At 66.3% G+C, this 24,140-nt stretch carries 17 protein-coding genes, 1 tRNA gene and 1 pseudogene; 6 read left to right on the top strand and 13 right to left on the bottom strand.

The genetic code is table 11. The features are described 5' to 3' along the window. Positions 1 to 119: 119 nt before the first annotated feature. The gene (locus ACQPYY_RS26940; RefSeq protein WP_433591473.1) at positions 120 to 1,442 is read left to right on the top strand and encodes a DUF2252 domain-containing protein; all 1,323 of its coding nucleotides are present in this window, start codon (positions 120 to 122) and stop codon (positions 1,440 to 1,442) included. On the opposite strand, the gene ACQPYY_RS26945 is transcribed toward ACQPYY_RS26940, so the two are convergent. Next, positions 1,426 to 2,409 (bottom strand): quinone oxidoreductase family protein, encoded by a 984-nt coding sequence (locus ACQPYY_RS26945; protein WP_433591474.1) that lies wholly within the window; start codon positions 2,407 to 2,409, stop codon positions 1,426 to 1,428. The two genes, ACQPYY_RS26940 and ACQPYY_RS26945, sit on opposite strands and share 17 nt — an antisense overlap. Before the next feature lie 201 nt (positions 2,410 to 2,610). Further along, positions 2,611 to 5,091, bottom strand: a complete 2,481-nt coding sequence (gene hrpB, locus ACQPYY_RS26950; RefSeq protein ID WP_433591475.1) for an ATP-dependent helicase HrpB — start codon at positions 5,089 to 5,091, stop codon at positions 2,611 to 2,613. A 145-nt stretch (positions 5,092 to 5,236) separates the two neighbouring features. Between hrpB and ACQPYY_RS26955 the strand changes: the two genes are divergently transcribed. After that, positions 5,237 to 6,772 (top strand): DUF4185 domain-containing protein, encoded by a 1,536-nt coding sequence (locus ACQPYY_RS26955; RefSeq protein WP_433591476.1) that lies wholly within the window; start codon positions 5,237 to 5,239, stop codon positions 6,770 to 6,772. Between the two features lie 158 nt (positions 6,773 to 6,930). Further along, positions 6,931 to 8,010: a HoxN/HupN/NixA family nickel/cobalt transporter gene (locus ACQPYY_RS26960; RefSeq protein WP_433594735.1), complete on the top strand. Its 1,080-nt coding sequence runs from the start codon at positions 6,931 to 6,933 to the stop codon at positions 8,008 to 8,010. Between the two features lie 24 nt (positions 8,011 to 8,034). On the opposite strand, the gene ACQPYY_RS26965 is transcribed toward ACQPYY_RS26960, so the two are convergent. Then, positions 8,035 to 9,408, bottom strand: a complete 1,374-nt coding sequence (locus ACQPYY_RS26965) for a cutinase family protein (protein WP_433591477.1) — start codon at positions 9,406 to 9,408, stop codon at positions 8,035 to 8,037. A gap of 267 nt (positions 9,409 to 9,675) precedes the next feature. Between ACQPYY_RS26965 and ACQPYY_RS26970 the strand changes: the two genes are divergently transcribed. Beyond that, entirely contained in the window at positions 9,676 to 10,230 is a 555-nt protein-coding gene (locus ACQPYY_RS26970) for a DUF1772 domain-containing protein (protein ID WP_433591478.1), read from the top strand. A 329-nt stretch (positions 10,231 to 10,559) separates the two neighbouring features. Further along, positions 10,560 to 10,832, top strand: a complete 273-nt coding sequence (locus tag ACQPYY_RS26975) for a hypothetical protein (protein WP_433591479.1) — start codon at positions 10,560 to 10,562, stop codon at positions 10,830 to 10,832. Between the two features lie 27 nt (positions 10,833 to 10,859). Here the strand turns inward: ACQPYY_RS26975 and ACQPYY_RS26980 are convergent, their stop codons facing one another. The 10 genes and pseudogenes from ACQPYY_RS26980 to ACQPYY_RS27025 all read right to left on the bottom strand — a co-directional run. Beyond that, positions 10,860 to 11,024, bottom strand: a complete 165-nt coding sequence (locus ACQPYY_RS26980) for a hypothetical protein (RefSeq protein WP_433591480.1) — start codon at positions 11,022 to 11,024, stop codon at positions 10,860 to 10,862. Positions 11,025 to 11,135: 111 nt separating this feature from the next. Then, a tRNA-Met gene (locus ACQPYY_RS26985) sits at positions 11,136 to 11,209 on the bottom strand. Positions 11,210 to 11,274: 65 nt separating this feature from the next. Beyond that, positions 11,275 to 11,673, bottom strand: a complete 399-nt coding sequence (locus ACQPYY_RS26990) for a hypothetical protein (protein WP_379094346.1) — start codon at positions 11,671 to 11,673, stop codon at positions 11,275 to 11,277. Between the two features lie 10 nt (positions 11,674 to 11,683). Then, the gene (locus tag ACQPYY_RS26995) at positions 11,684 to 13,714 is read right to left on the bottom strand and encodes a galactose oxidase-like domain-containing protein (RefSeq protein WP_433591481.1); all 2,031 of its coding nucleotides are present in this window, start codon (positions 13,712 to 13,714) and stop codon (positions 11,684 to 11,686) included. After that, entirely contained in the window at positions 13,711 to 15,348 is a 1,638-nt protein-coding gene (locus ACQPYY_RS27000; RefSeq protein ID WP_433591482.1) for an ArnT family glycosyltransferase, read from the bottom strand. The genes ACQPYY_RS26995 and ACQPYY_RS27000 overlap by 4 nt, the downstream gene beginning before the upstream one ends. Next, positions 15,345 to 16,448 (bottom strand): glycosyltransferase, encoded by a 1,104-nt coding sequence (locus ACQPYY_RS27005; protein WP_433594736.1) that lies wholly within the window; start codon positions 16,446 to 16,448, stop codon positions 15,345 to 15,347. Before ACQPYY_RS27005 ends, ACQPYY_RS27000 begins: the two co-directional genes overlap by 4 nt. A gap of 1,202 nt (positions 16,449 to 17,650) precedes the next feature. Beyond that, entirely contained in the window at positions 17,651 to 17,854 is a 204-nt protein-coding gene (locus tag ACQPYY_RS27010; protein WP_433591483.1) for a hypothetical protein, read from the bottom strand. A 21-nt stretch (positions 17,855 to 17,875) separates the two neighbouring features. Continuing rightward, positions 17,876 to 22,570, bottom strand: a complete 4,695-nt coding sequence (locus ACQPYY_RS27015) for a caspase family protein (protein WP_433591484.1) — start codon at positions 22,568 to 22,570, stop codon at positions 17,876 to 17,878. Beyond that, positions 22,558 to 23,472 carry a hypothetical protein gene (locus ACQPYY_RS27020; protein ID WP_433591485.1) on the bottom strand — a complete coding sequence of 305 codons (915 nt, stop codon included), beginning with the start codon at positions 23,470 to 23,472 and terminating at the stop codon, positions 22,558 to 22,560. The genes ACQPYY_RS27015 and ACQPYY_RS27020 overlap by 13 nt, the downstream gene beginning before the upstream one ends. 98 nt (positions 23,473 to 23,570) lie before the next feature. Further along, positions 23,571 to 23,732: pseudogene (locus tag ACQPYY_RS27025) on the bottom strand (acyl-CoA dehydrogenase family protein); the annotation flags it as partial. Here ACQPYY_RS27025 and ACQPYY_RS27030 point away from each other — a divergent pair. Further along, positions 23,722 to 24,117 carry a hypothetical protein gene (locus ACQPYY_RS27030; protein WP_433591486.1) on the top strand — a complete coding sequence of 132 codons (396 nt, stop codon included), beginning with the start codon at positions 23,722 to 23,724 and terminating at the stop codon, positions 24,115 to 24,117. The pseudogene ACQPYY_RS27025 and the gene ACQPYY_RS27030 overlap by 11 nt on opposite strands. Positions 24,118 to 24,140: the final 23 nt, after the last annotated feature.

Below are 24,140 nucleotides of genomic sequence, written 5' to 3' on the forward strand. Positions count from 1 at the left end.
TTCCCCGGGACCAGTACTCGAAACGAGTGAATGCGGCTACTTACTCCTGGATAGCTGCGAATTGTTTCGAGCGAGCAGCGGGTCGATAGTGGTTTGGCACAATCCATTAGAGTCAGCGCATGTCGAGATCGAAGGCGGGGCGGGCGGTGCGCAAGCGGGTGCCGCGGCGGTCGCTGGGTGAGTGGAAAGCCGCGGTGGATCGGCCGGATCCGGTGGCGGTGCTGGAGCGGCAGGCCGCCACCCGGCTGCCCGAACTGATGGGGATCCGGTACGAGCGGATGGCGGCCGGACGGCTCCCGTTCTTCCGGGGCGCGCCCGCCATCATGGCCGGGGATCTGGCGAGCGGCGCGAACACCGGCCTGCATGTGCAGTTGTGCGGTGACGCGCACCTGTCCAACTTCGGGCTGTTCGCCTCGCCGGAACGGTCACTCGTATTCGACGTCAACGACTTCGACGAGACGCTGCCCGGCCCCTTCGAATGGGATGTGAAGCGGCTCGCGGCCAGCGTGGCGGTGGCGGCACGGGCCAATGGCAGCGACGACGAAGAGGCCGGCGAGGCGGCGGTCTCGGCGGCGCGGGCCTATCGCGAGGCGATGAATCGGCTGGCCGAGCTCGGCGAGACCGACGTCTGGTACGAGATGGTCGACGCCGACAAGGTCGCCGCCCTGATGCGGCCGAAACATCGCAAGCTGACCGCCAAGGTGATCAGCCGGGCGCGGACGCGCACCAGCCTGCACGCGCTGGACAAGCTCACCGAACTCGGCCCCGACGGCGCACCGCGCATCAAGGCCGACCCGCCGCTGCTGCTGCCGGTGCCGAAAAAAGCACAGAAGCAACTGCTTTCGGTGCTGACGGACTACCGGGACACACTGCCCGAGGAGCGCCGCATCCTGCTGGACCGCTACGAGCTTCGCGACATCGCCATGAAGGTCGTAGGCGTCGGCAGCGTCGGCACCCGCTGCTACATCGCGCTGTTGACCGGCCGCAACACCGGCGACCCGCTGTTCCTCCAGGTGAAGCAGGCCGAGCCCTCGGTGCTGTCAGCACACCTGAGCCACAGCCAGTTCCTCCATCAGGGCCACCGCGTCGTGCACGGACAGCGGCTCTCCCAATCGGCCGGCGACATCTTCCTCGGCTGGGCCACCGGCCCCGACGGACGCTTCTACTACTGGCGGCAGTTGCGAGACATGAAGGGCTCCTTGAGCATCGACGACATGTCCCCGGCTCAGTTGCGCGAGTACGCCGCCCTGTGCGGCCACACCCTGGCCCGCGGGCACGCCCGGTCCGGCGACCGGACGGCCATCGCGGCCTACCTGGGCGGCAAGGACACCTTCGATCGGGCCATGGGCGCGTTCGCGCTGGCCTATGCCGACCAGACCGACACCGACCACGAATCACTGCTCGCGGCAATTGAATCCGGCCGGATCACAGCTGGGAATTGACCGCCAGCACCAGCTTGCCCGTCGAGGAGCGGCCCGCCATCAGACGGTGCGCGTCGGCTGCCTCGGCGAGCGGGAATTCCGCGGTGATCGGCAATCGCACCTTGCCGGAGGTGGCCAGGTCGAAGGCGTGAGAGGAGATCTCGCGCAACACGTCCGGGGCGGAGGCGCTCAGGCCGAGGATGGAGAATCCGGCAACCGAACGGCCCTGGGGGAACAATTCGGGCGCACCGACCTGCCACGGGGCCTCGCCACCGGCATTGCCGAAGGAAACCAGGCGACCGAACCGGTCCAGAGACTCCAAGGTGCGGCGGAAGGTGTCACCGCCGATGGACTCCAACGCCAGGTCCACCCCACGGCCACCGGTGACGGCACGGACGTCAGCATCGAACGATTCAGCCAAAAAGGCGTCGTCATAGCCATATTCGCGTGCGTAATCGGCTTTGGCCGGACTGGAGACCACGCCGTACACCCCACCCGCGCCGGCGAGTTTGGCGATCTGGGCGGCCACGGTGCCGACGCCGCCGGCGGCGGCCTGCACCAGGACCGTCTCCCCCGGTTGCAGGCGGCCTACCGTATGCAGCAGGGCGTAGGCGGTCGGCAACACCGTGGGAAGCGTTGCGGCGGTGCGCAGATCCACGCCATCGGGCACGGGGAAGACCGTCGCCGCCGAGACGACTACGACCTCGGCATACGCGCCACCGTCCGAGATCGCGGCCACCGCCTGCCCCACACTGAGCCCCTCGACGCCCGCACCGACCGCCCGGACCCGACCGGACAGCTCCAACCCCGGCACATAGGGCAACGCCGGAACCCGGTATCCGACCGAACGAGCTTGCAGATCAGCGAAATTCACACCGACATAGGCGACCTCGATGGACACCTCCCCCGCACCGGGCTCCGGCACACCGAGCTCCACCGACCGCAACACCTCGGGCCCGCCGTACTCGTCGAATCGAATCGCGCGCATACCGCCACACTCCCTCTCCGCCTGTTCCCAGACGGATAGCCACATCGTCCGAACCCGGACGCACGAATGCAGCATCCACGACGAGCCGGCTATTCCGCCGGCACCGTTGGTGTCCCACCTCGGCCACCCGGTCGGCATCGGCGCCGGCGATCCGCAGCTGCCGCCTGCCACGGCCTTCCGCGGTGCCGGTCGAGACCGGGCTCAGCTCGGACGGTTGGCGTTGCGGGCGGTGCCGCGGTGGGCGACGACGGTGGTGGGGTCCTCGGGCCAGGCGTGCTTCGGGTAGCGGCCGCGCAGGTCGGCGCGGACCTGGAGCCAGCCGGCGCGCCAGAAGGACGGCAGGTCGGCGGTGACCGCCACCGGGCGTCGGGCCGGGGAGAGTAGGTGCAGGACAGGCGATACGCGGCCGTCTGCCAGGCGCGGCGTCTCCGTCCAGCCGAAGATCTCCTGGACCTTGACGGCGAGGACCGGTGGGTCGGTGGAGTAGTCGAGGCGGACGTTACTGCCGGAGGGGACCTCCAGGCGCTCGGGGGCGAGTTCGTCGAGCCGGGCGGCCTCGGGCCAGGGCAGCAGGCGGCGCAGGGCTTGACCGGCATCCACGCGCTCCAGGTCGGCGCGGCGGCGGGCCGTGGAAAATTCAGGGGCGAGCCAGATTTCGGAGTCGGCGAGCAACGTGTCATCGTCGACGGCGGGCCACGGCGCGCCCAGCGTGCGATGCAGGAAGTCCAGGCGCTGCCGCAGGGTCCGGGCATCCTCGGTCCAGCGCAACAGGCCGAGGCCGGTGGCGCGCAACCCCCGCAGCAGCGCCGCCGAGACCAATTCCGGATTCGGATCGCGCAGGGGCTGCTCCGACAACACGATCGCGCCCAACCAGCGCACCCGGCGAGCCACCAGATCACCATCGACCCAGTCGACTTCGTCCACGGTGGTGACCAGATTGGCGGCTGCTTGGCGGGCCAGTTGCTCATCCGCCTTGGCCGCCAACCGGATTCGCCCCTCGGATTGCCCGGGATCTCGCCCCGCCACCGCGATCGCCAGCCATTCGGCATCGCCCAGTCCGCTCCCGGGCGGCAGGGTCACCGCGGTCCCGCCCGCCATCAGATAACTGGCCGAGCCGGAAGCGCGACGACGAGCGAGCCGCTCCGGATAAGCCAGTGCCGCAACAAGAGCCGGATCATCGCCCCCTGAACGGGGTGTGGATCCCCGACCACTGTCGATGTCGTCGCCGACGAGGCGCGCCAGACGTTGCGCCTCCTTCTGCCAGCGGGCCGGGCGATCGCCGCGCAGGGTGCGCAGGGCGGCGACCAGATCCACGCCGGGGGCCAGTGAGTCGTCGTCGAGGAGGGCCACCACCTCGGCGGCCGCGCGGGCTCCGACCTCGGTCGCGCCGTCGAGCAGGGCTCTGGCCAATCGGGGGTGGAGGCCGACCGCTGCCATGCGGCGGCCTCGATCCGTCACCACGCCATGGTCGTCCACAGCGTCGAGGGCGCGCAGGACCGCGCGACCCGCTGCTAGGCCGCCTGTCGGGGGTGCGTCCCACCAGGCCAGGCCCTGGCCGTCGACGGTGCCCCAGCAGGCCAGTTCCAGCGCCAGTCGGGTCAGGTCGGCGGTGCGGATCTCCGGCTCGGGGTAGGCGGGGAGCGTGGCGTGCTCGTATTCGGGCCAGCAGCGCCAGGCGTGGCCGGGGCCTTCTCGGCCCGCGCGGCCCGCGCGTTGTTCGGCGACGGCGGCCGAGACACGGACGGTGGCAAGGCCCGACAGGCCGCGGCGGTGGTCGATCCGGGGGACGCGGGCCAGTCCGGAGTCGACCACGGTGCGGACGCCGGGGACGGTGAGGCTGGACTCGGCCACGGCGGTGGAGAGGACGACTCGACGGCGGGCGCCCGGGCGCAAGGCGGAATCCTGTGCGGCGGCGGGCAGTCTGCCGTGCAGCGGGACGACGTCGACGTCGGGCAGGTCGGAGAGCAGGGCGGCGGTGCGGCGGATCTCGCCCGCGCCGGGGAGGAAGACCAGGACGTCGCCGGGGCTGTCGGTGAGGGCCCGGCGGGTCGTGCGGGCCACCTGCTGCTCGATGCGTTCGCGGGGCAGCGGTGGCACGTAATCGAATTCGACCGGGTAGGTGCGACCGTGCACCTTCAGCACGGGAGCCGACGGTTCCGACTCGCCGCCCAGCAGGGTCGAAAGGCGATCCGCCGCAACGGTCGCGGAGGTGGCCAGCACCCGCAGGTCGGGGCGGAGTCCGGCGCGGGCGTCGAGGAGCAGGGCCAGCAGCAGGTCCGCGTCCAGGTGTCGCTCGTGGCATTCGTCGAGAACGACCACGTCGACTCCATCGAGTTCGGGGTCGTTCTGCAAGCGCCGCACCAGCAGTCCCGAGGTCACCACCTCGATGCGGGTGCGGGATCCGACCTTGCGATCACCACGCACCGAGTATCCGGCGGTCTCCCCGACCCGCTCCCCCAGCAACGCGGCCATGCGCGCGGCGGCGGCGCGCGCGGCCAGTCGCCGCGGCTCCGCCACCACCACGCGGCCGGCGGTGGCGGCGGCCAGGGCCAGCGGGACCAGCGTCGTCTTACCGGTGCCCGGCGGGGCGACCAGGACGGCGGTGCCGTGCTCGGCCAGCGTGTCGGTGATCTCGCCGAGCGCGGCGCGCACGGGGAGGTCGGGGAGATCGGGCAGTTTCATTACCGTTCAGTCTGCCGCGTGCGCCGGATCGCGCCGCGACCACCTCACACGCGACGGATCTCGCGACCGGTTCACGGTGGTACACCCTGCGACAGGATCGGTCTAAGGTGGTCGGGTCGATCGCGAACGAGGAGCCGCCTACCCCATGGGAATTCGATCCCGCCGTCGCTCGAGCCATGCCGAAATCCCTGCGGCGCTGTCGCTGTCGGCCGTGGTCACGCTGGGTGCGATGCTGCTGCCCGCGACCCCCGCCGCCGCCGCGCCGCACCCGTGGGCGCCCGCGCCCGTGAACAGCTGTGGAGAAACGGGATTCGACCCGGTCAACCGGCAGGCCGACCCGAGCGGATCGACCTCGCAGCCGCCGCTGACCATCAAGGTGCCCATCCCGGTGCCGCAGATCGTGACGGTCAGCCAGTACGCGCCGAAGCCGGACGCCAACCGGGTGGATGTCGCGCTGCCCGCGGACCCGTGCGCCAGCCCGTGCCCGGACGTCCGCGACACCGTGGCCCCGACCCCGGCCCCGCCGGGCGGCGGCAGCGCGTCGCTGCCGCAGATCGAGGTCGCCCCCGATCCCGAACCCATCCCGATCGTGGTGCCGGGCGGTGAACCGCCCGAGCCGCAGCCCGCGCCCACCCCGGCCGTCCAGCCGTCGGTGCCCGCGCCCGCGGCCGCCGCGGTGGCCGCGCCGCAGGTGGATTCGGTGCAGCTGGTCAATCAGGTGACCGGGCGCGGGTCGGTCAACCGCACCGACACCCGCTGGTCGGTCGACGGCACCGACCTCGGGCTGATGTGGGAGACCAAGCCCGGCCAGGTCGCGGTCGTGTTCGGTGACACCTTCGGCAAGGGCTGGAAGCCGGGCGGCGCGGGCACCGACACGCAGGACTGGCGCAGCAATGTGATCGCCTACAGCAGCACCCGTGATCTGTCGCAGGGCCTGGTCCTCGACGACTTCGTGCAGAACACCCGCTGCCACGCCACCGAGATCCTGGACAGCCGCAAGGTCAAGAACTACGAGACCACCACCATCCCGACCTCCGGCTTCGCCGTCGGCGATCGCCAGTACCTGACCTACATGTCGGTCAATCGCTGGTCCAAGATCCCCGGCATGTGGTGGACCAACCTCGGCGGCATCGCCTGGTCCGACGACCACGGCCGCACCTGGACCAAATCCCAATGGGCACGCTGGGACAACCTGTTCGGCGTCGGGCGCTTCCAGGTCGCGACGATGGTGCCGCACGACGACTTCGTCTACATGTTCGGCACGCCCAATGGCCGGCTGGGCACCATCGGGCTCGCCCGGGTGCCCGCGGATCAGGTGCTCAACAAGTCCGCGTACCAGTACTGGGTCAAGGACGCCTGGATTCCCGCCGACGGCGCCAACGAAATGCTCGCCACGCCCCTGATCACCGGCACGGCCAGTGAGCTGTCGGTCCACTTCGACGCCGAGTCGAACCGCTGGCGGATGGTGTACCTGGACACCGTGCGCGGGCAGATCGTGCTGCGCACCGCCGCCGACCCCCAGGGCACGTGGACCGAACCGGTCGCGCTGATCAATACCGAGGACTACCCGACCGCCTACGGCGGGTTCATCCACCCCTGGTCCACTGCCCAGGACCTGTATTTCACGATCTCCGCGTGGAACAGCTACAACGTCTACCTCATGCACGCGAAACTGAAGTAGCGCAGCTGTTTTGTGTCCGGCCAATCCCGTGCGGGCCCGGACCGATCGAATCCATGCGCGATCACGCCGTGGTGCGGACGGTCGATCACGCCGGTCGGGGAACTTCGACGCCGTCGGGCACCATGGGTGGTCGTGGAGAGGTGTGTGACGTGAGATCCATGCGGGTGACTCGGCAGGAGTGGGTGCGGCTCGGAGCGATGGCCGGTGTCATCGTGGCGCTGCACATCGTGGGGTGGGTGACGCTGGTGGCGTTCGTCGCGCCGCAGCAGCTGAGTGTCGGAGACCGGACGCTCGGGATCGGGGTCGGGCTGACCGCGTACACGCTGGGGTTGCGGCACGCGTTCGACGCCGACCACATCGCGGCCATCGACAACACCACGCGCAAGCTCATGGGCGAGGGGAAGCGGCCGCTGTCGGTGGGATTCTTCTTCTCGCTGGGGCATTCGTCGGTGGTGTTCGGGCTGGCGCTGCTGCTGTCGCTCGGGGTCAAGGCGATCGCGGGGCCGGTGGAGGACGACTCCTCGGCGCTGCACCGCTACACCGGGCTGATCGGCACCACGGTGTCGGGGACCTTCCTCTACATCATCGCGCTGCTGAATATCGTTGTGCTGGTCGGCATTCTGCGGGTGTTCCGGCGGATGCGGAGCGGGGACTTCGACGAGGCCGAGCTGGAAGCCCAGCTGGCGCAACGTGGTCTGGTGAATCGGCTGCTCGGGCCGATCATGAGATCGGTGACCAAGCCGTGGCAGATGTACCCGATCGGGCTGCTGTTCGGCCTCGGATTCGACACCGCCACCGAGGTCGCGCTGCTGGTGCTGGCCGGGACCAGCGCGGCGGCGGGACTGCCCTGGTACGCCATTCTGTGCCTGCCGGTGCTGTTCGCGGCCGGCATGAGCCTGCTCGACACCATCGACGGGACGTTCATGAACTTCGCCTACGGGTGGGCGTTCGCGAATCCGGTGCGCAAGATCTACTACAACCTGACCATCACGTCGCTGTCGATCGCGGTCGCGCTCATCATCGGCACGATCGAACTGCTCGGTCTGCTGGCCGAGGAGTTCGGCTGGACCGGCGGACCGTGGGACACGATCAGCGGGCTCGACCTGAACCTCATCGGATTCCTGATCGTCGGACTGTTCGTCGTCACCTGGGCCGCTGCCCTGCTCACCTGGCGGTACGGCCGGATCGAGGAGAAGTGGGCGGCCGGATTGCCGCCTCGGACAGACACTCTCGACTGATCCTCGGCCGGAATCCGACGGCGCCTACGAAACCGCCTGGGATCCCAGGAAATCCAGCAGCAGTTCGGTGTCGTCGCCGTAGTCGACGTGGGCCTTGGAGGCGTAGAAGTTGGCCAGGTCGACGCCCTGACGCGTCATTTCCATCAGGTTGTTGACGCTGTCCGGATCGCCGAGGCTGATCAAGGTGCGCGCGGCGGCGCGGAGGTCGCTGCGGATGGCGGAGGTGAACGGGCCGAGCACCGAGCCCGCCAGATCGAGGCCGGCGGGGGTGAGGGTCACCAGTTCGGCCGCGGCGGCCAGCGCGTTGTCGTGGGCGAGGGCATCGGCCGCGCGCCACAGGCTGTCCTCGACGCGGCCCAGATTCGTGGCGATGCCCACGATGTCGATCTGGGTCAGCGCGTCGGCCAGAACACTGGTCGCGGCGGTCCAACCGGTCGGGTCGACACCACCGGCCGCCCGGATCACCGAGGCGACCAGCGGCAGGTCCACCCCGGCCGCGGCCTGGACGAGTGGGCCCAGGGCGGTATTGAGGTCCTTCGCGATCTGATGGGCGGCCGGGATGTTGCCCGCCTCGATCAGATCCTGCAGCCCGGTGAGTTTGGCGAGGATGGCGGGGATGTTCGCCGCGGTCGCCGACCAGCCCGCGCCCACCTTGATCGCCTGCGCGAAGACCGGGCCCGGATCGATGCCGGGCGGGATCACGGCCGCGATGGCGTCGGGGTTACCGGACACCACCTGGCCGAGCGCCGAAAGGAACGGGGACCCCGCGGCATTGAGCGAGCAGTACAGGTCGCCGTCGGCGCACATGGTGCGCACGCGATCGGTCAGCGCCCCGAAATCCTGGGTCCGGATGCCGGCGATGCCATGGCCCGGCTGCGGAGTCCCCAGCGGGAGAGCGGTTCTCGGGTCGCGGTGCGGATCCGCCACCAGGCCGACACCCACCACCCGGTCGGCGGCGATCGGGCCCTCGCCATTGCCGATCTCGGTCGCGAAATCGCCGACGCCGTCCGCGCCCTGGCTGTACCCGGCGAGCATGACGCGAGTCTTCGCGCACAGGCCGCTCACCATCTCGCGCAATCTCGCTTCGAGGGTGCCCAGCGACTGCGCGTAGGTCAGGCCCTGGTCGAAAGCGCTTGCGGCATACGGGGCGTAGAGGACGGTGATGTCGGATCCGAACTGCCGTTGCAGGCCGTCGCCGATCGGCCGGAGCAGGCCGACGGGAACGGTCGGATCGGCATCGGGATGGGTCTCCCAGGTGCCCGGTGCGAGAATCGCGGTGTAGCGGGTGCACGGCTCCGCGGCAGGCGTTTCCGCCCGCGCCATGCCGATACCCGGGGTCCCGACCGTGACGGCCGCGGTAACCAAGATCACCGCGCACGAGGTCGCCAGCCTGCTCATCGTTCCGATTCCTCTGCCGCCGAAGGGGTCCCGTTCCCGAGCCGCGAAGGACAGATCCGCAGCACAGTCATAGCTAATTCTCGCCGCTCGGCGGCGATTTCGCAGGGTTTTCAGACACATCGGCGTTTCAGTTGGTTGGCAATTTCCGCCATGCCCAATAGCTATCAATCACGCGGGCTGATCCGGCCATGCGCGAATCGCCGTTGATCGAATCACCGGATCACCCGAAACTGAGTCGAACCCGAATCTCGCAGGAAGTGAAACGACATGCAGCACAGCACATTACTGGCCGACGAAGTCCTCGATCCGCCGCACGCGCCCCCGACCTTCGGGGTCATCTCCCTGATCGCCGCCACGGTGACGACCGGGCTCCTGGCGGGCGTGTTCTACGCCTACGCCTGCTCGGTCATGATCGGGCTGGGCAAGTTCGACGACAAGACGTACGTCGAGGTGATGAACAAGATCAACGTGGTGATCGTGAACCCGGTGTTCATGCTCAGCTTCCTCGGCTCGCTGGGCTTCTCGGTGCTGGCCGGGGTGTTCTACCTGCGTTCGGACCTGCGCCCGGTACTGATCTGGATCGCCGTCGCCGCCGCGCTCAACCTGCTGAGCCTCATCATTACCTCGGGCTTCAACGTGCCCTTGAACAACAACCTGGCCACGGCCACCGACGCCGCCCCCGGCCTCGCCGATTTCGCCGCCCTGCGCAAGGACTTCGAAACCCCGTGGCTGACATGGAACATCGTCCGCGCCCTGGCCAATACCGGCGCCCTCGCCACCCTCGCCTGGGCACTGGTCCAGCACGGTCGCCTGACCAGGTGATCTCGCTCCCACCAGGCGATTAGCACCATTATTGGGATCTCATCGGTGAGCGGCGCGACCGTTGGGTCACTCCGCTCACACCCGAGGAATCCCATGAACCTCCGCTCCGCAGCCGCCGCCCTGGCCATCCCCGCCGGCGCCACCGCCCTCGCCCTGCCCGCCACCACCCAGGCCGCCCCTCCGAATGGGCCAGCAACGACAGCTGAGCAGCTGCCCCACGCCGCCCGAGCAGTTGTACGAGGTCATCGACTTCGCATTGCAAGAAGCCAGTGAGGGAAAGCGCTGACCGCGCGACAAGCGTGCGGTAGTTCGGCATCGGGGAGGCAAGTATGAAAATCGTTGTGGCAGGAGCCGGGTACGCGGGAACGATCGCGGCGAATCGGCTGGCGAAAAGGGTGCGCGATGCGCAGATCACCGTGGTCAATCCTCGCGCGGAGTTCGTCGAACGGGTGCGGCTGCACGAGCAGATCTCAGGAACCGGCTCGGCCGCAACGCCATTGAGGGCAATGCTCCGAGACGGGATCGGGATCCGCGTCGATTCGGTGGAGAAGATCGGCGGGCCCTGCCGGAGCGCGAGCTCACGCGGATCGCTCCACAGGTGAAATCCGTACCCGTTGGTCACACCTCGGCTACTCCAGCCGCAGGTAGGGGCCGTAAGGGACCAGTGCCATCGACTTGGTCGTCACGGCCTTCTGCAACTTGATCGGATGCTCGGAAGGGCGGTACTGAACGAACTGCACGGACCGGTGGTCGCGGACGAACACATAGAAGCCATCGGAGGCCCGATCGGACATCGGCGAGCTCGGTGGCGGATCAATGTCTTCATCGCAGTCCCCCAGTGAAGATGATGGTCCTCGACAATACGAAAGCGGCCCGGAACCAATGGTTCCGGGCCGCTTCGTTAGTAGCGGGGACAGGATTTGAACCTGCGACCTCTGGGTTATGAGCCCAGCGAGCTACCGAGCTGCTCCACCCCGCGTCGGGTAGTGATAACCGTACACAGGGGACCTTCGATTACCCTAATCCGCTGATCAGGGGGTGTTTTCAGGAATCACCGGGGCCGCAGGCCGTGCCGTCTTTGTTGCGGTCGAGGTTGTGGCGGTCGCGTTTGCCGACCAAGGGGAGGGAGGTGAGGCCGTGGTCGCGAAGCCAGGCGCAGCGGTCGTGGGTTCGGGGTGGAAAGTTCCAGGGGACGCATTGGCCGGGCGTGCCGTAGGCGTGGTCGCAGCCGTCGACGGACTCGGCCACGGGGGCCTTGTCGGTGGGCGGGGCCGGGCGCTGGGCGGGGGCGGCTGGATGCTGGGCGAATTCGTTCACGTGAGGGGCGGGGACCTGGGGTTGGGCGGGGGCGGGTTCGGCTACCGACGTGGGCAGGGCGGCGTCGCCGCCGACGCACACGAGAGCGGCGAAGAGAACGGCGGCAAGGGTTTTGGCGTACTTCACGGAAGTCCTCTCATCCCACGTGCACCCATTGGGCCACCGACGGCACGCCGGCGGCGTTCGCGACGAAGAGCATGTACCAGCCGGGCGGGGCCAGATTCGGGTTGGTGGTGAGGTTGACCTTGGTGCCGGTGGCGTCGACGGTCAGCGGCAGGTCGAGGTAGCGCTGGTTGGGGTCGGAGGAGTGGGTGACCGCGGCGGGGCGGATCAGGGACGCCTTGGCGATCTGGCCGTTGACGGTGATCTGCTGGGAGCTGCCGTAGGCCCAGTTCGTGTTGGCCACCGCCGTGATCTCCGGCCGCGCGCCCTGGAACAGATACGGGGGCGAGTAGATCGAGATGCGTTTGTCGAAGGTGCCGTTTCCGGGATTGTCGCCTACCGCCATCACGCGGCCGTCGGGGAGCAGGAACGCCGACGAGTGGTAGGTGCGCGGCACCGGGTCGGTGGCCATGCCCGAGGTGAAGGAGTTGGCGGCCGGGTCGAACATGGACGCCTCGTAGACCGGGTCGGCCCGATTGTGCAGTCCGCCACCGGTTTCGAACACCTTGCCGTCGGGCAGGAGCACCGCGGAGACGTACATCTTCGGGGTCGGAAGGCCCGGGCCCGCTTGGTAGCTCGGGGTGGCGGCCTTGAGATCGACGATGTCGGTGAGCGCATTGGCGTCGACATTGGTGACGATATTGCCGCCGCCGAAGGTGGCCACCCGCTGGTCCTGCGCGGGCGGGAGCAGCACGCTCATGGACTGATCACGCTCGTCCTTGTCGCGCAGTCCGGGGATATCGGTGACGGTGCCGGCCGCGTAGTCGTAGATCGATGCGCCAGTGCCGGACAGCCCGTTTCCGAAGACATGACTGCCGGTGTAGAACAGGCGACCGTCCTGCAACAACACCATCGACGGGTACAGGCCCCAGAACCGCCAGGTCTGCGGGATCTCCCCCATGCCCAGCCAGCGCTGTTGCGCGTAGGAGAAGTACTCGGTCGAGACGGTCCCGCTGGAGTCCTCGCCGAGCCCGCCCAGCGAGAGCACATCGCCATTGCCCATCACCGTGGCCGACGGGTACCAGTGCCCGGCGTTCATGTCGTTGAGCCGGTGGTAACTGTTGTCGGCGGGATCGAACACGTAGGCGTCCTTCAACCCCTCGTAGCCGTGACTGCCGTCCGCGGCCGGGTAGTCCTTGTTGCCCCCCATGACCAGCAGCCGCCCGTCGGGCAGCATCACGTGCCCGGCACAGAACGCGTCGAACGGTGTTGTCACGTCGGCGAATTGGCCGGTGGCGGGGTCGTAGACGGCGGTCTTGAAGGTGCCCGCGGCGAATGCGGTGGGGTCGTTGCCCGATCCGGCGATGAGCAGCACCTTGCCGCCGGGCAGGACGGCCGCGTGTATGCCGCGCACGGTCGCCTCGAACGCGAGCACCTCCCACGATCCCTTGGTGCAGGCCGCGCCCGCGGTACAGGCCGGCGGCGGTGTCGCGGGCGTGGCATCGGACATACCGTAGTCATCGGTGACCAGCGTCCCGACACCGTAAATCGTGACACCCCAGGTGATTCGGTCGGTATTGGCGGGCACGGCCGGAGTGCGGACGCCGGCATTGGCGTACGCGGCGGTCACCGGCAGGGCGGACAGGTCGGTCCAGTACTGCCATCCGGCCGTCATGTCGTGCCGGAACATCGTGACGACCGTATTGGGCGTAGTCGTCTTGTACCAGACCGACAGGTCGTACTGATGGCCCACGGTGACCTGCGGCGCGCACTGCGCGTTCTCCAACACCAGCGTCTTGCGATCGCCGCTCGCGATGCGAGTGATGGTGATGGACACCGCTTTCGAGCCACTGTGCGCCTGATCGGTGACGGCGAAGGTGGAATCGTTGTCACCCCAGCCGGATTTCTCCCAGCAGTCCGGAAACCCGTCCGCCCCGAGGGTTTCCATTCCGGCGTTGAGCATGAGGTTCTCGGCCTGCGCCGACGGCGCGGAGGCGACGACGGTCACCAGCAGCGCCACCGCCAGCACCCAGCGCACGACACTGCCCCGGTGGATCGGTCTCATCGGCGGTCCTTGTCTACCTGGCGAATCTCGATACGGCCGGCGTCACGGCCGAACGTCGCGGCGATATGGGAATGGTCGAGCACGTCGGCCGTATTCGGCAGGGTGGTGAGATTGCCGCGCAGGGTGGGCGTGGACACGATCCAATCCACGTCCCGCCAGCCGTTCGGCAGCCGCACCCCGGGGTCGAGGTCGAGTTTGTAGAACCAGATCGCGCCCAGACCGGGGGTGAACCCGAGGCGCACCATGTCCAGCCACAGCACGTCGTCGACGACGATCACCTGACTGCCCGGATTCGGGACGTGCTCGCGCACCCAGACCAGGGAGGCGGCGTACTCGTCGTTGACATGCGAGGTGGTGGCCCGGTGCAGGCCGTCCTGCCAGCGCGGCAGCACCACCGACAGACCCACCGCGACGCACACCGCCGCGACAGCCCACCGCAGCCACCAGGTCGGCGACGGCACCGCCGCCACGCGCAACAGGTCACGCGGGCCGCGTCCGCCCCGTGTCGCCCACCGCCGGGTGAAGTCGGATACGGCCCCGGCCAGCAGTACGCGCGCTCCGGCGTCGACCAGTCCGGCCAGCGCGAGCGCGAAGAACGGCAGCGCCTGGATCACATACATCGCGGGCAGATACCCGCCGGGCCGCAGGGCCATGGCCACCAGCAGCACGCCCGCCAGCGCCGGAGCCCGCAGGCGCCGCACCGCCAGCGCGGCCACCGCCGCGAGCACCCCGGCCACCGGCAGCACCCGGTCGTAGAACAACCAGGAGCGCACCACTTCCCCGGAGGCGCTGCCCGCCTGCCACATCGCGCCCGAGCCGGTCCGCTGATGCAGCTGGAACAGCACGCCGTCGACCAGCGACACGTGCCCGGCGCCGGGCAACAGTTCCACCTTGAGCAAGGCGTACAGCGGATACAGGCAACCGGTCAGCACGATTCCGGTCAGCAACCCGGCCGCCGAGAACTTGCGGGTGGTCGGATGCGCGGCCTGCCACAACGCGAAACCCAACGCCGGCAACACCACCAGCATCGTCTCCTTGGACAGGATCGCCACGGCCGCGCAGATCCCGGCCCCGACGTGATGCCACAGGTGCCGGCGCGGCGACAACACCAGCGCGAACGCCGCCAGCATCCACGCGACCGCGACATTGTCCAGGTAGATCTGACGATGCAGCGTCACCGACAGCGGCGACAGGGCGAACAGCAGCACTGCCAGCGCCGCGGTCCAGGTGGCGAACTTCATCCGCCGGGCGACCACGAACAGCAGTGCCGCGTTGACCAGCGCGACGATGACCATCACCACCCGGCCGGTCGCGACCGCGAGCTGATCGGGCGCGGCCATTTCCGGCAGCCAGGACAACAGCGCGACCTGGATCCAGCCGCCCGGCGGATGGTCATACCAGTAGGTGTAGTGCGTCAGACCCACCCCGGAGCGCACCGCCCAGGCTTGCGCGAGATAGGTGCCTTCGTCATCGCTGAGGCTCGGATAGTTGGTGAGGTTCCAGCCGTCCACCGTGCCGACGACCAGCAGCAGGCCCGCGAGCACCCAGTTGTCGAACGGAATCCGCTGGTGCGCACGATGTTTCGGAACCTCCGCCGCGGCGGGCGCGGGCTCGGGAACCAGGGTGAGAGTCATGCCGTGGCCCGCACTTTCGACGACGCCGGCTCGAGATGCGCGCCGACGTGCTGGGTCAGTTCCCAATCATTGCGGCCGGTGTACTCCCGCCAGACCGCCCGGGTCGCGGCCGCGGTCAGCATCGCCATGTAGAACGGCGTCCCGGCCACCAGTTTCGCGTAGTGCGACCACTTGATGCCGAGCCCGTACTGTTTGCCGAAGTCCTGGAGTCCCACGACCTCGAACGCCACGGTCGCCAGGGCCGGGACGATCGGCAGGAAGGTCAGCAACGCGACCCCGACCGGCGCGCGCACCGACAGCGCGATCACCAGCCCGATCACGGTGGCCACGCCCGAGAACGCTTGCAGGAACGGGCTTGCCAGGGTGTAGCGGGCCAGTGCGCGCTGGCTCGCGGTGGGCAGTCGCCGCCAGTCACGCTTGCGGTAGACCTGCATGAAGCCCTGATTCCAGCGGGTGCGCTGCTTGAACAGCGCGTACAGCGAGCCGGGTGTCTCCTCCCGGGTCACCAGCGTCGAGTCGTAGGCGACGACGACCTTCGCGCCGCGCGTCGACAGCCGGGCCCCCAGGTCGCAATCCTCGGCCAGGCAGTTCTCATCCCACCCGCCGACTTCCCGCAACCGGTCGGTACGGACGAAAACGGTATTGCCGCCCAAGGGAATGAAGCCGTGCCGCGCCTGCAGGTGCAAGCGACTGCGGAACCAGAAGAAGTACTCCAGGCAGTTGCGCAGCGCGTACCAGTTGGAATGGAAGTTGATCAGTTGCACGCCGCCCTGCACCACGTCGGCCGCGGTGGAGCGGAAGGCGTGGTCGACGTGGGCGAGCAGGGCGGGATGCACCTGGTCCTCGGCGTCGAAGACCCCGACGACGTCACCCCGGCAGTACGCCAGGCCGGTGTTGAGAGCCTTCGGTTTGTTCTTCACGTCGTGGCTGTCCACGACCACGGTGACCCGGTTGCTCGCGGCTTCGACCTGCCGCGCCACCGCTGCGGTCGCGGGATCGTCGTGGCCGACGACGACGACGATTTCGTAGGCGTCATAGGAGGATTCGAGTAGGCGCTCGAGGGTGAAGGCCAGCACCGCGTCTTCGTGCCGGGCGGGCACCAAGAGCGAAAAGGACAGACCGGTTTCACCGTCAGGAGCGCGAAATCTGGTGGCCGCCAACGTCTCCGGTGTACGCCACGCATGTAGCATCCACCAGAGCGTTGCGGTCGCGTTGGCGAACAGAGCGAATGAGAGCAGCGCGAGCGCTGAATCGAGCAGCACTAGATTCTCCCCAGAAGAAATGCCGACCAGTTGGGGCCTCGATGCCGCCCTGATGACCCCGACTGTGTAGCGGAGCGCCACCGCGCGTCGTTACACCCCGATCGACGACACTCCGAAAAGAGTGTATTGCTCGAAAACGTTTGTCGCAGCACATGTTCCAGCGAATAGAACTGGGCCGTCGGTATATGAATGCAGCGGCCTCGCGAGCCTGTCGCGGACCGCGAATTTCATGATCGGTCGAATCACGGCGCGCCGGGCCGATGACCGGAGGGCCCGCGCCAGATGCGAGAACGGCCCGGAACCAGAAGGTTCCGGGCCGTTCTCGTAGTAGCGGGGACAGGATTTGAACCTGCGACCTCTGGGTTATGAGCCCACGGGACGCCGTCCCACACTTGGGATCACATGCCGCAGCATCCCGTTACCGCAGGTAAACGCAATTTCTATCGTCCCAGATGTCCACCTGGTCCCGCCACGACTGATGGTTCACACGCTGTCGTGATGCCAAATTTGATGCCAAATCCCAGGCGCTGACCAGCGATTTCATCGCCGATCAGCGACCGTGGACGGCAACGACAGCGTGTCCGACATCGCCAATCCGTGCCGGACATTCACAACGACAACGGGCAGCTACCGCCATCGTTCGTAGCTGTGCAGCCCGGCTCCACCACAGGAAACGGACCACCGCCTCTGCTGCGCCGCGCCCTACCCGGCAAGCGTGTCACCGACAGCTCACAGCGCAACCTCAGCAGAAAGCTGCGACACCCGCCGTTCCGTGCCTGTGTCGGTTCGAGCCGCCCCGGGGCACCTTCCCTAGAGCTCTTTCCTGCTAGTTGCCCTGCTGTGGGTTGTTTCGACTCGCTGTGTTCGAACAGTGATGACGCTGCGGCCTGACTGGGTTGCAGATGCGTACGGCGCGTTGGCCTTCGGACTCGGCCGTGCCCATCGGCTCGGGGGAGTCGTGGCTTTTCCCGGGCCGGTTCGGGGTTCGCCGAAAGTTGACACGAGGGCGGCGGCCCAGGCTGGGACGGAGTCTGCGGTTCCTACTGCTGGGACATCAGCAGCAGCCCGACGCCTTCAAACAACTCTCGAGCAGTCTCGGCCGCACGACCTGCGCTGAAATCGAACGCACCCCGGGCTACAAATCGATTCGGATCGCCTTCGATCGCCGCCACCCCCACACGAATGTCGGTTTGAATGGCATGACCGTCACCGAAATCGACATCATGGCCTACTGTCCGCAGCACCTGCTCAAACCTTGAGTCGGACTAGCTTGGGCTGGTCGAAGCGGTCAACAGGCGCCGTTCCCACTCCGCGCTAAACCGGGGCCGGATCAGGACAACCCCTTGCTGGGTCGCGACCGCCAAATCCAGATGCGGGCTGCCCGGGCACAGATCCAGTGAGGTGATGAGCGCGGGAAGCGGGCACCGCCACACCCTCTCGAAGTCCGGGAGGTGAAACAGGCTTATTCCGTGCTCATCGCTGCATGCGAGTAACGCCGCGCCGCTGGGTGCGAGCCCGCTCCACAACAGCCTCCGTGCGAGTATCGGGAGTCGCCGTCCCAGGGCCTCTGGATGAGCCGAATCCCATATGACCAGCGGGTTGAGCTCGGTGTCTTCGTTTTCCTTCGCTCGCTCCATGTACACGAGAATCGGTTCGCCGCTGAGGAACTCGGCCCATCGAATGAAGTAACTATGGTCGGTGGCCAGCTGACGATGAAACCAGGTACGCGCACTCTGCGATCCGTGGTGGACCAGGTAGTTACAGTTCTTGTCCAAGTCGAGTACGGTTGCGCCTCCGTCAGCACATACAAGTGCGATAAAGCGGGTACCAGCTCGATCGTGATGCGGCACGACATCTGTGACGCGGGGAGGCAACTCGATCGGGGCATCGGACAACAGAAGTCCTGTGGTTGAGTTCCAGAAATATCCGCGGGTGGTGTTATTGGCGTCCGCAGTATCCTCTGCTACGAAATTGGTGGGCGTGTGATCGCCGCGGACTGCCGCTTGTCGGATTGCGATCAATAGGACCGCATGTCCTAGTCGGTCGGTGAAGCTTGCGGTTTGCACAATTTCTGATTCTATATCGATATGCCACGGGCTTTCGGTGCGGATAACATTCGTCGGGGTGGAGGCAGCTAATAGGTAGCCTGCGTCAGGGTCGAAACCTATCAGCCGAACACCCGTGTAATGCAACGATGGCGGTATGAGGTGAAACGTTGTTTTCCACTGTGTGGTGGCTACAATTTCTTCTCCGCCGCCCGTTATATCTCCATTGCGGGAGATGCGCTGCCAATGCCAGTTAGCTAGATAGGATGATCGATCCTGGTCGTAGCGAGACGACTCTTCTTTTGCCAAGACGTGCAGGGTACCGTCTGTGTCACCTGGCCATATTGCACTGTCAGACCGGTGAGTGGTTTGGAGGTATCTCGCGGTCAGCAGAGAGTTTTCGTTATCGATTTTGTCCAGCGTGCGACTGTCCAGAAGTCGAAGTCCGTGCCACGAACTGGCAACCAGATCCAACTCTACTCCCGCTCGTCCCCGGATCAGTTCGGTCGTTCCCTTACTGAAATCACCCGCGTAGGAGAATAGCTTCGATTCAGGAGTTGCGGTTGCAAGTGACCACGGCCATAGCCGTGCTGTCCCGTCATTTCCGACGGAAATAACGTCATGCGAGCCGTCTCTTGTCGAGGAAATTACATGCAAACTCTGAACGGCGCTTTCGTGCCCAATCAATTGGTTCCCGACGATCTGTCCGGTTGTGCAGTTCAGTAGGTACACTCCATTGCTGAGAATTTCGGTGGTGAAAGCAAATGCAGCACCTGCGATAGTCTTGTCGACTAGAGTGAAGACTGATCCGGATCGACGGCCCACGAACTGACGCGATATTCTCCCGTTCGTGACAGAATATGCGTGAATTCTTTGTAGGCTGTGAGCCACAAACAGGAAATCATAGTTCGGGTCGTGTATGAAACCGCCACCTCTTGGATACCCATCCATGTCGTACTCATCGGTTGTAAATACCTGGCGTGAGATGCAGTTCACAAATATCAACTGCATGTTTCCACTTTCGGTGTCCTCGGACTGAGAGACTGCAATAAATGTAGCACCGAAAGCCGTTGTGACACTGTCAAAAAGTCTCGGAAGGTTCAAATTATCAAGCAGGATAGTCTGTTTTGGTTCTGCTTCGATCGTGTACTCGACAACGGTCCCGGATTGCTGATCGCACAGCACGAGGTGAATATCTGTTCCACCGTGTTCGATCAGTCGAGCGGTGACTCCCTTCAGTAAGTCGGAATCGCGTTCCACCACCAGAATCGGCTTATCAGCAGCGGTGGGATCGACAACGGCAAGATGCTGAGGGCCTCGGCAGAGCGCGAACGAGGTGCCGTCTTCAAGTCGAGCGATGTCGAGGATCTGGGTGTAGCCCGTCGCTGGAAAATGGTGCACAACTGTCTGATTCACTACATCCCACACGCGGAGATCTCCGGCGATGTCCAAGGTCATCGCCAATGGTTGGTTCGCTGTGGTCGGCAATACCCGAACACCTGCGATTTCTCGTGCATGCGGCAGTGTCGACGACCGGGCTGGATCGTCCACCATCCAAACGTGGACGCCCACGAAACGCCTAGATCCAGCGAGCACCGCCCGGGTTCCATCGGTCAGGACAAGATCGTCCAGCATCCAGCTGTTTGAAACCGATGTAGTGGAATAGTTTCCATCGGGGTGTCGCCCCACAATTCGGTGTGGCGTGACCGTGCGGGCTTCTATTCGCACCCGCCGCATGGAGGTGGACAGTGTTTCCGTGCGCCGGGCCAGTGCGCTCGCGCCGTGTGACTCGGCCGCGAACATTAGTTGCGCCGCGCGGTCAACGCCCGGGGGCGCCAACGGGCCGATGCTGTCCGCGCACCGTTCCACCACCATTGCGATTCGAGGATCGCAGGAGCCGTGCCGTACTGCGGTCAGCAGCCCTGCAGTATCGGCTGCCAACAGGAATGCCGGATCTTCGACAAGACGCCGAATGGTCCCGGCGGCGGCGGCGTGCGTAGCTAAATGGCCACGCACATAGGGCAATCCGCGCTCCCAGTCTTCCTCGGGTGTGAGCTCGAGCAGCACCTCTACGAAGCACTCGGCGATGTCTCGCAGGTCCCGATGTCGCAGTGTGCGTTGCCGTAGATGGTCGGTGAGCACTTGGTGATAGAGGCGGAAGTGCTTGGCTCCGGCCACTTCCACATTGGTCAGGTATGAGCCGTCTTCTTCGACCAGCAGGTCGATATCGGATTCTCGCAATGCGATGCCAGAAATTCGGTCGGCGACCTTGATCCAGATCTTGCGCGGCAGTCCGTGTCCTTCGCCGAACGCGAGCGCGGTGAGCAGAGCCATCGTTATTGGCTGCCGAGCTTGCGGAAGACGTTGCAAATAAGCTTCGAAAGCGCCGCCCACGTCGGACGGTAGTCCTTCACCCCACCCGGGGATCTCGGTGTCAATGGGCGCACCGCGCAGCAACGCGCTCGCCGTCATTCTGGCCACCAGGAAGCATGACCCTGCGCGCCGTGCGACTTCACCGGCGATGGCGGCAGCTGTCTCCGGGCGGTCTGCATAGGGCGAACCCATGTCGGAGAGAACCAGGCGGACGTATTCGGCGGTGCTCGTATCGTCCGCGTATTCGGGCTCATCCAGGTCGATACAGCGCAGCTTCTCGCCGATGTGCGGAAGCAATTCACTACGTGATCCGACTACCAGTCGAACGCAAGGCACCGCGCCGAGCGGTCGCAGCAGCTCCCAGGCGATCCGTCGTGACTCGGCCTTGTCGCCTGCCGGGCCCGCCTCATCGAGCGAGTCGATCAAAATGCGGAATGGGGCACTGCGCGACGCCAGTTCGCTGAGCAGTGCCGACTGGCTGGTTGCCGGAACATCGGCTCCTGCCGCGATTCGTGCCAGCAAGGCTTCGAGGGTTTGATGGCGTGCGTTGACCGAAACTTCCGAAAGACCCTTTAGCACAATTCTGCCGAGCACTGCCGACTTGCCCGATCCGGGTGCCCCGGTGACAACGACGGCACCGCCACCGCCCGGACCCTCCAACTGGCTTCGCAGCATCGTCATCGCATTACCGCGTCCGGTGAAGTAGGAACCCGGATCATGGATATGTTCCACGCCGCGGCCACGAGGTTCGAAGTGCGACAGAAGATCTCCGCAGTCGCCCTCAAGTCGGCCACTCGGGTCGACCTCGGCGCTGGGGTCGTAGCCGGGGTTGGGGAAGAACGGTGGTTGCTCGGTTTGCTGGGTGGCCGAGCAGGCGGTGCGCTGCCTGCGCCCACTGATCGCGAAGACCTGGCTGATTTTCGCGGCGACCGCCGAGGGCGCTAGAAAGCGTTGCGAGGGACCATCTCCCCGGCCACACACCTCCACCAGGTGCGCCGCGAAGCCACCGTCGTCGGCGAGGTCGCGATGGCGGGCGGACGCGAGTACCCAGGTACCGGAACCGTAGCCGTCGCCGCGTGGCCGGGCCGCGACGATCCCGTCGGTGACCCGTTGGACTTCGATACTCCCCGAGGCCGCATGACATGCGTCGATAATGAAGAGCACATTGCGTATGGGGGAGGTGGCGAGAACCTCGGCCACGTTCTGTAGCGACAGCCATGAGCGTGGCCTGCTGTCGAGGCTGTCCGCGCAGCTCAGACGATACGGTCCGCCTTGAGTCGGGCGATCTCCGTGGCCTGCGTAATACACCACGATCACGTCATCGGCGTCGAGGTCACCGCCGGTGCACCAGTCCGAGAGGGCGTCCTCGAAGGCGGCGGCCGATGGATCGGTGGAGGCTTCGGCCAGCACCCGGGTGTATCCCATTGTGGCGGAAGTGAAGAACTCCGCGATCAGCTCGACATCCGCGGCGACGAGCGGGAGGTCGGGGAGTCCGGAATCCGGCCGATACGAGGAAGTGCCAGCGGCAATCAGGTATCGCATCGAGTCGGTTCGTCCCCTTTTCGCAGCCCGGCCGTGATCGCGGAGCCCGTCTCGGTGGCCGTTAGATACCTTATGGCCCCGTGCATTTTGGTTCCGTTGTTAACACGAAGATCGTTCACCCGACTACCGAATGCGGGGCGTAGTTCGCGCACCATCGCGACAATGTCGGTGTCGTCGGCGATATTGGTCCACCGCCGTAATGGTTTCGGCCATACAGCTGTTCGGTTCCGAGCAGCGGGGCGCAGCCGATCCAGAACAAGGGAACCCATGCCGAGCGGGGAGCCGAGGGTTACCAGCATTGGTATGTCCCGGTCGGCCTGTGCTGCCGTGCACAGTGTTTCGTAGGCTACGACCGAACCCAACGAGTGCGCGACGATCACCTGGGTTTCGGGTCCGATGTGTGTCGCTAGCCGGCGTTGAGCCTCGCCGCGCACGGTCTCATCGGCGAAATAGGTCGTCATCTGCTTGAGATCGCCGATGAGCATTCGGTCCGTGACGCCTTGCAAGAAGCTCGCGCCGGTCAAGGCATCCAGCGCGGCCCGAACCAGTTTGATCCGCATCGATTGGGAAAGCGCCCATCCGGCTGGCCCGCGAGTGCCGGTCTCATTGGGCCCCGGCACATTTGGATCCAGCTCGGCGGCCGCCGTCCACCACAGCATGAGCAGTTCGAATTCATCATCGGTCTCGACATCGGTGGCGTCGTAGTCCGATACGTCGCGAGCGCGGGTTCCGCTGGGGCGGAACAGGTCACCGTAGAACGCGACGCCGACCTCGGTGGGATCGGGGACCGGTCCGCCCGCCAGCCGGATGCCACCGAGTAGTTCCGGGACGATGTCCCTGGCGAGCGAGTCCTCGCTCAGGTACTGCTTACCGACACCATGTACGAAAACGACCCTCGCCACGTATCCCTCCTCAGCGGTCCCGACCATGCTACGCGGCCGCACCGACGGCAAACCAGGTTTGCGCCGCTGACAGCGGGGTTGGTGAACGAGGCAATCTTCCGTTTAGCGGGCGAGCAGCCCTTGGCGATGTGGGTGACCTGAATTTCATTGCTGCCGGCGTAGATCATGAGGGACTTGGCGTCGCGGGCGAGTTGTTCGACCTTGTATTCGGCCATGTAGCCGTTGCCGCCGAAGAGCTGGACCGCCTCCATGGCCACGGTCCTGAACACACTCACCGTCTCGACGGTGGCGGTCGGTGCGTTCGCCGCAACAACGACCACCGCCTTCGCCCAACCGATCTTCACCCCTGAGCCCGGCGGAATCATCAAAATCGAGTCGGCCCCCGGTGAATGGTGGAAATGCGGCCTCTACAGCGCCGACCCGCCAACGGTCGTCGGACCGCCTCCGGTCGTCAACTACGCACCCGGCTCCTGGCCCTCACCCAGCGGGCAACTCCCTACCGGTGATCCGGCCGCGCCACCCCTGCCCGACTTCGCGACACCGCCCGCCTACGCGAAGTTCGCTCCCGGCACGACCGTTGTCGCCGACTGCATGAGCCAATACCTTCCCGTCTTCTGGCTCGAAACGATCCACACCCAGGAGTGAATCCCACACCACGACAACACAAC

The organism is Nocardia sp. CA-145437, from assembly GCF_050956485.1.
GTDB lineage: Bacteria > Actinomycetota > Actinomycetes > Mycobacteriales > Mycobacteriaceae > Nocardia.

What these genes read in the sequence shown, in the direction of transcription:
- ACQPYY_RS26965 (WP_433591477.1), bottom strand. Translation starts at nt 9,408, where the DNA reads ATGAGCAGGCTGGCGACCTCGTGCGCGGTGATCTTGGTTACCGCGGCC.
- ACQPYY_RS26960 (WP_433594735.1), top strand. Translation starts at nt 6,931, where the DNA reads ATGCGGGTGACTCGGCAGGAGTGGGTGCGGCTCGGAGCGATGGCCGGT.
- ACQPYY_RS27015 (WP_433591484.1), bottom strand. Translation starts at nt 22,570, where the DNA reads ATGCGATACCTGATTGCCGCTGGCACTTCCTCGTATCGGCCGGATTCC.
- ACQPYY_RS26940 (WP_433591473.1), top strand. Translation starts at nt 120, where the DNA reads ATGTCGAGATCGAAGGCGGGGCGGGCGGTGCGCAAGCGGGTGCCGCGG.
- ACQPYY_RS26995 (WP_433591481.1), bottom strand. Translation starts at nt 13,714, where the DNA reads ATGAGACCGATCCACCGGGGCAGTGTCGTGCGCTGGGTGCTGGCGGTG.
- ACQPYY_RS26945 (WP_433591474.1), bottom strand. Translation starts at nt 2,409, where the DNA reads ATGCGCGCGATTCGATTCGACGAGTACGGCGGGCCCGAGGTGTTGCGG.
- ACQPYY_RS27030 (WP_433591486.1), top strand. Translation starts at nt 23,722, where the DNA reads ATGGCCACGGTCCTGAACACACTCACCGTCTCGACGGTGGCGGTCGGT.
- ACQPYY_RS26955 (WP_433591476.1), top strand. Translation starts at nt 5,237, where the DNA reads ATGGGAATTCGATCCCGCCGTCGCTCGAGCCATGCCGAAATCCCTGCG.
- ACQPYY_RS26975 (WP_433591479.1), top strand. Translation starts at nt 10,560, where the DNA reads ATGAAAATCGTTGTGGCAGGAGCCGGGTACGCGGGAACGATCGCGGCG.
- ACQPYY_RS27000 (WP_433591482.1), bottom strand. Translation starts at nt 15,348, where the DNA reads ATGACTCTCACCCTGGTTCCCGAGCCCGCGCCCGCCGCGGCGGAGGTT.
- ACQPYY_RS26970 (WP_433591478.1), top strand. Translation starts at nt 9,676, where the DNA reads ATGCAGCACAGCACATTACTGGCCGACGAAGTCCTCGATCCGCCGCAC.
- hrpB (WP_433591475.1), bottom strand. Translation starts at nt 5,091, where the DNA reads ATGAAACTGCCCGATCTCCCCGACCTCCCCGTGCGCGCCGCGCTCGGC.
- ACQPYY_RS26980 (WP_433591480.1), bottom strand. Translation starts at nt 11,024, where the DNA reads ATGTCCGATCGGGCCTCCGATGGCTTCTATGTGTTCGTCCGCGACCAC.